Here is an 8,038-nt window from a genome sequence, read left to right as displayed (position 1 = left end):
GGGCCAGGTCGTCCGGTCCGTCGGCGTAGCCGAGGCCGCCGCCGTGGTCGTGCCACGGCCCGGCGACGAGTTCCGACCAGGAGATTTCGGGGTACGCGGCACGCAGCGCGACCGCGCTCGTTCCGCTCGCCGGGGCGGCGGCCGCAGCGGGCGGCGCGGCGGCGAACGCTTCGGCGGGTGGTGCGGCGGCGGAAGCGGGCCGCGCGGCGGCGGCGAGCGCTTCGGCGGCGGCCGGCGCGGTGACCGCGGGCGCGGCGGCCGATCCCAGTCCGGCCAGGACGAACGCCAGCGTGACGACGACGGCGGTCAACCGGTCGCGAACGCGCATGGCACACCTGCCGGGCTCACAGACAGCGGAGACGGTCGATCGTCGCCGCGCACACGCTAGCAACCGCCTCCGGCGGCAGGCAACGGCACGGCGTCCGGGTGCGTCCGCCGTGTGGACGGCGGACGGCACCCGGACGCCGGACCGGTCAGTGGAAGAAGTGCCGGGTGCCGGTGAGGTACATGGTCACGCCGGCCGCCTTGCAGGCCGCGATGGTCTCCTCGTCCCGGATCGAGCCGCCCGGCTGGACGATCGCCCGCACCCCGGCGTCGATGAGGATCTGCGGGCCGTCGGCGAACGGGAAGAACGCGTCCGAGGCGCAGACCGAGCCGCGGGCCCGCTCGTCACCGGCCCGGCTGACCGCGAGCCGCGCCGAGTCCACCCGGTTCACCTGGCCCATACCGACACCGACTGTGGCGCCGTCGCGGGCCAGCAGGATCGCGTTGCTCTTGACCGCGCGTACCGCCCGCCAGGCGAACGCCAGGTCCCGCAACGTCGCCTCGTCGGCCGGGTCACCGGTGGCGAGCGTCCATCCGGACGGGTCGTCGCCGGGCGCGTCGACGGCGTCCCGCATCTGCACCAGCACGCCGCCGCTGACCTGCCGCCACTCGGCCGGCCGGGTGGCGAACGCGGGCGCCCGCAGCAGCCGGATGTTCTTCTTGGCCCGCAGCACCTCCAGCGCGCCCTCGTCGAAGCCCGGCGCCACCAGCACCTCGGTGAAGATCTCCGCGACCTGACCGGCCAGCTCCACGCTCACCGGCCGGTTCACCGCGATCACGCCGCCGAACGCGGAGACCGGGTCGCAGGCGTGCGCCTTGCGGTGCGCCTCGGCCACGTCCGCGCCGACCGCGATGCCGCACGGGTTGGCGTGCTTGATGATCGCCACCGCCGGCTGGTCCGGGAAGTCGTTCGCGGCCCGCCACGCGGCGTCCGCGTCGACGTAGTTGTTGTAGGACATCTCCTTGCCGTGCAACTGCTCGGCCTGGGCCAGCCCGGCCGGCGCGCCCGGGTCGGTGTACAGTGCCGCCGCCTGGTGCGGGTTCTCGCCGTACCGCAGCACCGCCTGGCGGCGCAGCGCCAGGCCGGCGAACTCCGGCCAGCCGTCCTCGGCCGGCGACACAGTGGTGGCGAACCAGTCGGCCACCGCGACGTCGTAGTCGGCGATGTCGGCGAACGCGCGGGCGGCGAGCGCCCGGCGCCGGGCCAGCGTGAAGCCGCCCTCGGCGAGCGCGGCCACCACCGCCGGGTACATGGCCGGGTCGGTCACCACCGCCACCGAGGCGTGGTTCTTCGCCCCGGCCCGCACCATCGCCGGACCCCCGATGTCGATCTGCTCCACGCACTCGTCGGCGTCGGCGCCGGAGGCGACGGTGGCCTGGAACGGGTAGAGGTTGGAGACCAGCAGGTCGATGCCGGCGATGCCGTGCTCGTCGAGCTGGGCGGCGTGCGCGTCCTTGCGCAGGTCGGCGAGGAGGCCGCCGTGGATCTTCGGGTGCAGCGTCTTGACCCGCCCGTCGAGGATCTCCGGGAAGCCGGTGACCTGCTCGACCGGCGTCACCGGCACCCCGGCGCCGGAGATCGTCGACGCGGTGCTCCCGGTCGACACGATCTCCACACCGGCCTCGTGCAGGGCGCGGGCCAGCTCGACCAGGCCGGTCTTGTCGTAGACGCTGACCAGCGCGCGCCGGATCGGGCGGCGGCCGGCGTCCTCAGTGGCGTTCACGGGATGGTGACCTTTCTTCCGGTGATCGTCCAACCTTTACGGACCAGGCGGCCGACCTGCTCGACGAGCTGGCGCCGCTCGGCGGACTTGATGCGCTCGGTGAGCGCGTCCTCGTCGTCGTCGTCGTGCACCGGCACGGCGACCTGGGCCACGATCGGGCCGGTGTCCATGCCGGCGTCGACGAAGAACAGGGTGGCCCCGGTGACCTTGACGCCGTACGCCAGCGCGTCGCGGGGGCCGTGGATGCCGGGGAACGCCGGCAGCAGCGTGTTGTGTGTGTTGAGGTAGCGGTCGCCGAACGCGGCCAGGAACTCCGGGCCGACGAGCTTGAGGAACCCGGCGCTGATGACCAGGTCGGGCCGGTGCTCGGCGACCCGCGCGGTGAGCGCCTTGTCCCAGTCGGCGCGGGTGGGGTGGTCCTTGACGCGCTCGACGAAGGACGGCACACCCGCGGCGGCGGCCCGGTCCAGGCCGGCGATCCCGTCCCGGTCGGCGCCGACGGCGACCACCCGGGCGCCGTACCCGGGGTCGGCGGTGGCGTCCAGCAGCGCCTGGAGGTTGCTGCCGGAGCCGGAGACGAGGACGACGAGGCGGGCGACGGACGCGGGCTCGGTCACCGGGCAACCCTATCGGGCAGGTCAGGCGGCCCGGCCGCGGGGCGGCGGCCCATCGGGTGACCTCCCCGGTGGCGTGATCGCGGTACGCTGCCGGTCGCCCGGTGTCCGGCCCCGTGCCCGGCCCGCACCCCCAGTGAACCCGGCACGCCGCGTGCCGCCGGACCGAGGAGTAGTTCCCATGCAGCCCGGATACCCCCCGCAGCAGCCGCAGCAGATCGACAACAACATGACGATGTCCATCGTCGCGATCTTCCTGTTCTGGCCGCTCGCGATCCCGGCCATCATCAACGCGTCGAAGGTCAACCCGCTGATCCAGCAGGGTGACTACGCCGGCGCCCAGGCCGCAGCCGCCGAGTCCAAGAAGTGGTCCAAGTGGGCCCTCATCGTCGGTCTGATCTGGATCGCCGTCATCGTGGTGGGATGTTGCCTCCTCGGCGGCCTGGCTGGTCTCGCCGGCAACAGCGGCACGAACTGACCGACAACCCGAACCGACCTGAGGAGCACCCAGACATGCAGCCCGGTTACCCCGGACAGGACCCGTACGGCCAGCAGCCGAACCAGGACCCGACCGCCCAGCCGCACGACCCGTACGCCCAGCCGCACGACCCGTACGCCCAGCCGCCGCAGGCCCCGCAGTACGGCCAGCAGCCCCAGTACGGGCAGCAGCCGCAGTACGGCCAGCAGCCGACCTCGGGCCAGCCGTACGGCCAGCCCACCTCGGGCCAGCCCGCCTACGGCCAGGACCCGTACGCGCAGCAGCAGCCGCCGTACGGCGCCGCGCCGCAGTACCCGGGCGCGGGCTACCCGGCCGGGGCGGGTCAGACCCCGAACAACACGCTGGGCCTCGTGTCCATGATCCTCGGTATCGCCTCGATCCCGCTGGTCTGCTGCTTCTACCTCGGCATCCCGCTGGGTATCGCCGCTGTCGTCACCGGCTACCTGGGCCGCCAGAAGGCCGCGCAGGGGCTCGCCAACAACGACGGTCAGGCCAAGACCGGTCTGATCTGCGGCGCGGTCGGCGCCGGCCTGGGCATCATCCTGATCATCCTGGGCATCGTCGCCAACGTCAGCCTGCCGGCCCAGCCCTGATCCTCCGCCGTCCAGGGGCGTCCACCTTCCGGTGGGCGCCCCTGACGCGTCTCCCGGCCCCGGCGTGGGTCAGCGGGTGCGCGTCAGCGGGTGCGGGTCAGCGTGCGGGTGGCGGCGGCGCCGAGCACCGCGCCCACCCCGATCACGAGCGTGGCCACCACGGCCACCGCCCACGGCGACGGCCCGACCTCGGCCAGCCGGCCACCACCGAGCGACCCGCCGGAGGCCGCCGCGAACAGCCCCAGCAGCGCGCCGGCGACCGGTCCGGCGAGCGCGGCCGGAAGCAGCAGCGCCGGCCAGCCCACCTCGGCGCGTTCCTCGGCCGCCGCGCGCAGCAGCCGCCGGGCCAGCAGCCAGCCGGCCGCCATCGCGGCCAGCACCGGCACCGCCAGCAGCGCGCCACCCAGCCCGTCCATCGGGCCGCGCGGCAGGCCGGCCAGCAACGGTACGGCCGGCAGCGCACCCACAGAGACCTCACTCGTACGGACGGCGGTGTCGGTGCCGACCGCGAACCCGGGACCGAGCAGATAGCTCGCCGACCAGGCGGTGGCGTTGGGCGCGTAGGCGATGCTGACCAGGGTGATGCCGGCCTGACCGGCCACCCCGGTCCGGTACGCCCCGATCATGTCGGCCGCGTCGCCGCCACCGGTGGCCACCGCCAGTCCGGCCGCGCCGGCGCCCGCGCCGCACAGCAGCAGCGCGGCGACGAGTCCGGTGCGCAGACCGTCGCGCACCGGCGGTGGGCAGCGCGCCGCCAGCAGCGCCCACACGCCTGTGGTGCGCAGCGCGCCGACCAGGGCGGCGGGTATGCCGAACGCGGCGAATGTGAGCGCGGCGGTGACCGGGGAGACCCCCAGGCCGCCCGCGTCGACGGCGAACGCGGCGAGCGCGCCGAGCAGCGCGTACCCGATGCCGACCGCGACCGCGACGGTGAGCGCCTGGCGGGGCGAGCCGGCGCCGCGCGCGCCGACGGCCCGGCTGACGTGCACCCCGGCGCGGGTGAGCCGCCAGACGGCGAGCGCGCTGAGCGCGAGCGGCGTGAGGCCGAGCGGGCCGGCGGTGGTGCCCAACGGCACGCCGTGCCCGAGCAGCCATCCGGCCAGGCCGGCACGCAACGCGCCGCCGAACGATCCGGCGTCCTCGCTGAGCTGGGCGAGGCCCAGCACGGCGGAGACCGGCAGCCAGGAGGTCAGCGCCGCCCAGAGCGCGGCCACCCCGGCGGCGACCGGCAGCGGGGCCCGGCTGCGGGGCTCCTCACCCGTTCGGGGCGCGGGCACCCGGGCGGCCGGACGGGCACGGCCGGGCGGCCGGGCGCCGGCGGGGGGACCGGTGGCCGGACGGCGGGGCTGGTCAGGGGTGACGCGTGACATCGTGTCTACTCTGGCACGCCGCGCGGAGGACGGCAGTCCGATACCCGGTCGGCAGCGTGGCGAGTTCGCCGAACCCCGGTCCCACGGCGGTGATCCGGTCTAGCCTCGGCCTCAGACGCGACCGTTCCCGTCGCGGTGCCGACCGCTCGGAGGAAGCCGTGAACGCTCCGTACCCGCCGCCCCCGCCGCCACCGGCCGTCGGCCGGGACCGGACCACGCTCTGGGGCGTCCTCGGCATCGTCTTCGGCCTGTTCTGCTGCGGCATCCTGGGCATCGTCTTCGGCGCGCTGTCGATCCGCGACGCCCGGCGCAACGGCAAGTCCCAGTTGCTGGGCTGGCTGGCCATCGCGTTCGGTGTGATCAACATCGTCGCCAGCGCCATCGTGCGCGCCCGGGGCAACTCGTACTACCCGTACTGGTACCGCTGAACGCGAGGGGGCCGACCGGTTCCCCGGTCGACCCCCTCGGCACGTCGCTCCGACCGCTCAGCGGCCGGACATGATCTCCCGCATCAGGTTGGCGGTCTCGGTCGGGGTCTTGCCGACCTTGACTCCCACCGCCTCCAGCGCCGCCTTCTTGGCGTCGGCGGTGCCCGCCGAGCCCGAGATGATCGCGCCGGCGTGGCCCATGGTCTTGCCGGGCGGGGCGGTGAAGCCGGCGATGTAGCCGACCACCGGCTTGGTGACGTTGGCCTTGATGAACTCGGCCGCCCGCTCCTCGGCGTCGCCGCCGATCTCGCCGATCATGACGATGGCGTCGGTCTCCGGGTCCGCCTCGAAGGCGGCCAGGGCGTCGATGTGGGTGGTGCCGATGATCGGGTCACCGCCGATGCCGACGCAGGTGGAGAAGCCGATGTCGCGCAGCTCGTACATCATCTGGTAGGTCAGCGTGCCGCTCTTGCTGACCAGGCCGATCCGGCCGGAGCCGGTGATGTCGGCCGGGATGATGCCGGCGTTCGACGCGCCCGGCGAGGCGATGCCCGGGCAGTTCGGGCCGATGATCCGGGTGCGCTCGCCCTTGGACTTGTTGTACGCCCAGAACGCGGCGGTGTCGTGCACCGGGACGCCCTCGGTGATCACCACGGCCAGGTCGATGCCGGCGTCGATCGCCTCGACCACGGCGGCCTTGGTGAACTGCGGCGGCACGAAGATGACAGTGACGTCCGCGCCGGTCTCCTTCATCGCGTCCGCGACGGAGGCGAAGACGGGCAGCTCGGTGCCGTCGAAGTCGACAGTGGTGCCGGCCTTGCGCGGGTTGACGCCGCCGACCACGTTGGTGCCGGCGGCGAGCATCCGCCGGGTGTGCTTGGAACCCTCGGAACCGGTCATCCCCTGCACGATGACCTTGGAGTCCTTGGTCAGCCAGATAGCCATTGTCAGACCCCCGCAGCTGCCAGCTCGGCGGCCCGCTCGGCCGCGCCGTCCATGGTGTCGACCCGCTGGATCAGCGGGTTGGCCGCGCCGTCGAGGATCGCCCGACCGGCCTCGGCGTTGTTGCCGTCGAGGCGGACGACGAGCGGCTTGGTGGCCTTCTCGCCGCGCTGCTCCAGCAGCGCCAGCGCCTGCACGATGCCGTTGGCGACCGCGTCACAGGCGGTGATGCCGCCGAAGACGTTGACGAAGACGCTCTTGACCGACGGGTCGGACAGGACGATCTCCAGGCCGTTCGCCATCACCTCGGCGCTCGCGCCGCCGCCGATGTCGAGGAAGTTGGCCGGCTTGACGCCGCCGTGCCGCTCGCCCGCGTACGCGACCACGTCGAGCGTGGACATGACCAGGCCCGCGCCGTTGCCGATGATGCCGACCTCGCCGTCGAGCTTGACGTAGTTGAGGTCCTTGGCCTTCGCGGCCTGCTCCAGCGGGTCCACCGACGCCTGGTCGACCAGGGCCTCGTGGTCCGGGTGCCGGAACGCGGCGTTCTCGTCCAGGGTGACCTTGGCGTCCAGCAGCAGCAGCTTGCCGTCCTTGGTGGTGGCCAGCGGGTTCACCTCGACGAGCGTGGCGTCCTCGGCCACGAACGCCTGCCACAGCTTGACCGCGACGTCGACCACCTGGTCGGCGATCTCGGCCGGGAAGCCGGCCGCGGTGACGATCTCGCGCGCCTTGGCCTCGTCCACGCCGGTGTTGGCGTCGATCGGCGCCTTCACGACCCGCTCCGGGGTCTCGGCCGCGACCTGCTCGATGTCCATACCGCCGGCCACGCTGGCGATGCAGAGGAAGGTGCGGTTCGCCCGGTCGAGCAGGTACGAGAAGTAGTACTCCTCGGCCACGTCCGCGGTCACGGTGATCATGACCTTGTGGACGGTGTGACCCTTGATGTCCATGCCGAGGATGTCGGTGGCGCGGGCCACCGTCTCCTCCGCGCCCTCGGCCAGCTTCACGCCGCCGGCCTTGCCGCGGCCACCGACCTTCACCTGCGCCTTGACGACCACCCGGCCGCCGAGGCGTTCGGCGATCGCGCGGGCCTCCTCCGGGGTAGTGGCGACGCCGCCGGCGAGCACGGGCAAGCCGTGCCGCTCGAACAGGTCCCGCCCCTGGTACTCGTACAGGTCCACGATTGCGCGTCCCGTCCCGTCTCCGCGGCGCGCCGTCGCGCCGCCACCAGCTTCGGAAAATCAGTTTGACGCCTGTCATCAGATGAGACAGGCCATTTGCCGCAGCCTAACGAGATGGGAACGGGCGGCAACCGAGCGGGTGCGGGGTGTGCGGTAATGCACAGGCCGGCGCCGGCCGGGCCGATCACCGCCGCGCCGGCGCACACGGGCGTCAGCCGTCCGGGGGATGTCCGGGCCGGGGCGTAACCGCCCGTCGGGGGCGTCGTTGAGTGTGATGTCGGCGCGCTGGTCAAGCGCGACGACGGGAGCGGCCGATGCCCTGTCGGTCGAGGGGTGGCGGCGGGGCATCGTGCATAGAGG

Annotated in this window: 9 protein-coding genes; 3 read left to right on the top strand and 6 right to left on the bottom strand. The window is 73.7% G+C overall.

Features of this window, described 5'->3' with window-relative positions; translation table 11 throughout:
• The 3 genes from EAD96_RS01640 to purN form a co-directional block, all read right to left on the bottom strand.
• Nucleotides 1-328 (bottom strand): hypothetical protein (locus tag EAD96_RS01640; protein ID WP_121683021.1); only part of this gene is annotated, 328 nt, incomplete at its 3' end.
• Between the two features lie 145 nt (nucleotides 329-473).
• Nucleotides 474-2,048, bottom strand: a complete 1,575-nt coding sequence (gene purH, locus EAD96_RS01635) for a bifunctional phosphoribosylaminoimidazolecarboxamide formyltransferase/IMP cyclohydrolase (protein ID WP_121683020.1) — start codon at nucleotides 2,046-2,048, stop codon at nucleotides 474-476.
• Nucleotides 2,045-2,665 carry a phosphoribosylglycinamide formyltransferase gene (gene purN / locus EAD96_RS01630; protein ID WP_121683019.1) on the bottom strand — a complete coding sequence of 207 codons (621 nt, stop codon included), beginning with the start codon at nucleotides 2,663-2,665 and terminating at the stop codon, nucleotides 2,045-2,047. Before purN ends, purH begins: the two co-directional genes overlap by 4 nt.
• A 178-nt stretch (nucleotides 2,666-2,843) precedes the next feature.
• Here purN and EAD96_RS01625 point away from each other — a divergent pair, with 178 nt between their 5' ends.
• Entirely contained in the window at nucleotides 2,844-3,140 is a 297-nt protein-coding gene (locus EAD96_RS01625) for a CD225/dispanin family protein (RefSeq protein WP_121683018.1), read from the top strand.
• 35 nt (nucleotides 3,141-3,175) lie between these two features.
• Complete coding sequence (locus EAD96_RS01620) at nucleotides 3,176-3,754, top strand: DUF4190 domain-containing protein (protein ID WP_121683017.1); 579 nt, start codon at nucleotides 3,176-3,178, stop codon at nucleotides 3,752-3,754.
• An 83-nt stretch (nucleotides 3,755-3,837) separates the two neighbouring features.
• Here EAD96_RS01620 and EAD96_RS01615 read toward each other — a convergent pair whose 3' ends face one another.
• Entirely contained in the window at nucleotides 3,838-5,124 is a 1,287-nt protein-coding gene (locus EAD96_RS01615; RefSeq protein ID WP_121683016.1) for a DUF6350 family protein, read from the bottom strand.
• 158 nt (nucleotides 5,125-5,282) lie between these two features.
• Here EAD96_RS01615 and EAD96_RS01610 point away from each other — a divergent pair, with 158 nt between their 5' ends.
• Nucleotides 5,283-5,552: a DUF4190 domain-containing protein gene (locus tag EAD96_RS01610; RefSeq protein WP_120573175.1), complete on the top strand. Its 270-nt coding sequence runs from the start codon at nucleotides 5,283-5,285 to the stop codon at nucleotides 5,550-5,552.
• A gap of 57 nt (nucleotides 5,553-5,609) precedes the next feature.
• On the opposite strand, the gene sucD is transcribed toward EAD96_RS01610, so the two are convergent.
• Both sucD and sucC read right to left on the bottom strand, forming a co-directional pair.
• On the bottom strand, nucleotides 5,610-6,497 hold the full coding sequence (sucD, locus tag EAD96_RS01605) for a succinate--CoA ligase subunit alpha (RefSeq protein WP_121683015.1): 888 nt from the start codon (nucleotides 6,495-6,497) through the stop codon (nucleotides 5,610-5,612).
• A gap of 2 nt (nucleotides 6,498-6,499) precedes the next feature.
• The gene (gene sucC, locus EAD96_RS01600; protein ID WP_073828859.1) at nucleotides 6,500-7,678 is read right to left on the bottom strand and encodes an ADP-forming succinate--CoA ligase subunit beta; all 1,179 of its coding nucleotides are present in this window, start codon (nucleotides 7,676-7,678) and stop codon (nucleotides 6,500-6,502) included.
• Nucleotides 7,679-8,038 lie beyond the last annotated feature (360 nt).

The organism is Micromonospora sp. BL1, from assembly GCF_003667485.1.
Lineage (GTDB): Bacteria > Actinomycetota > Actinomycetes > Mycobacteriales > Micromonosporaceae > Micromonospora > Micromonospora tulbaghiae.
This window is presented reverse-complemented; position numbering and strand designations above follow the sequence as displayed.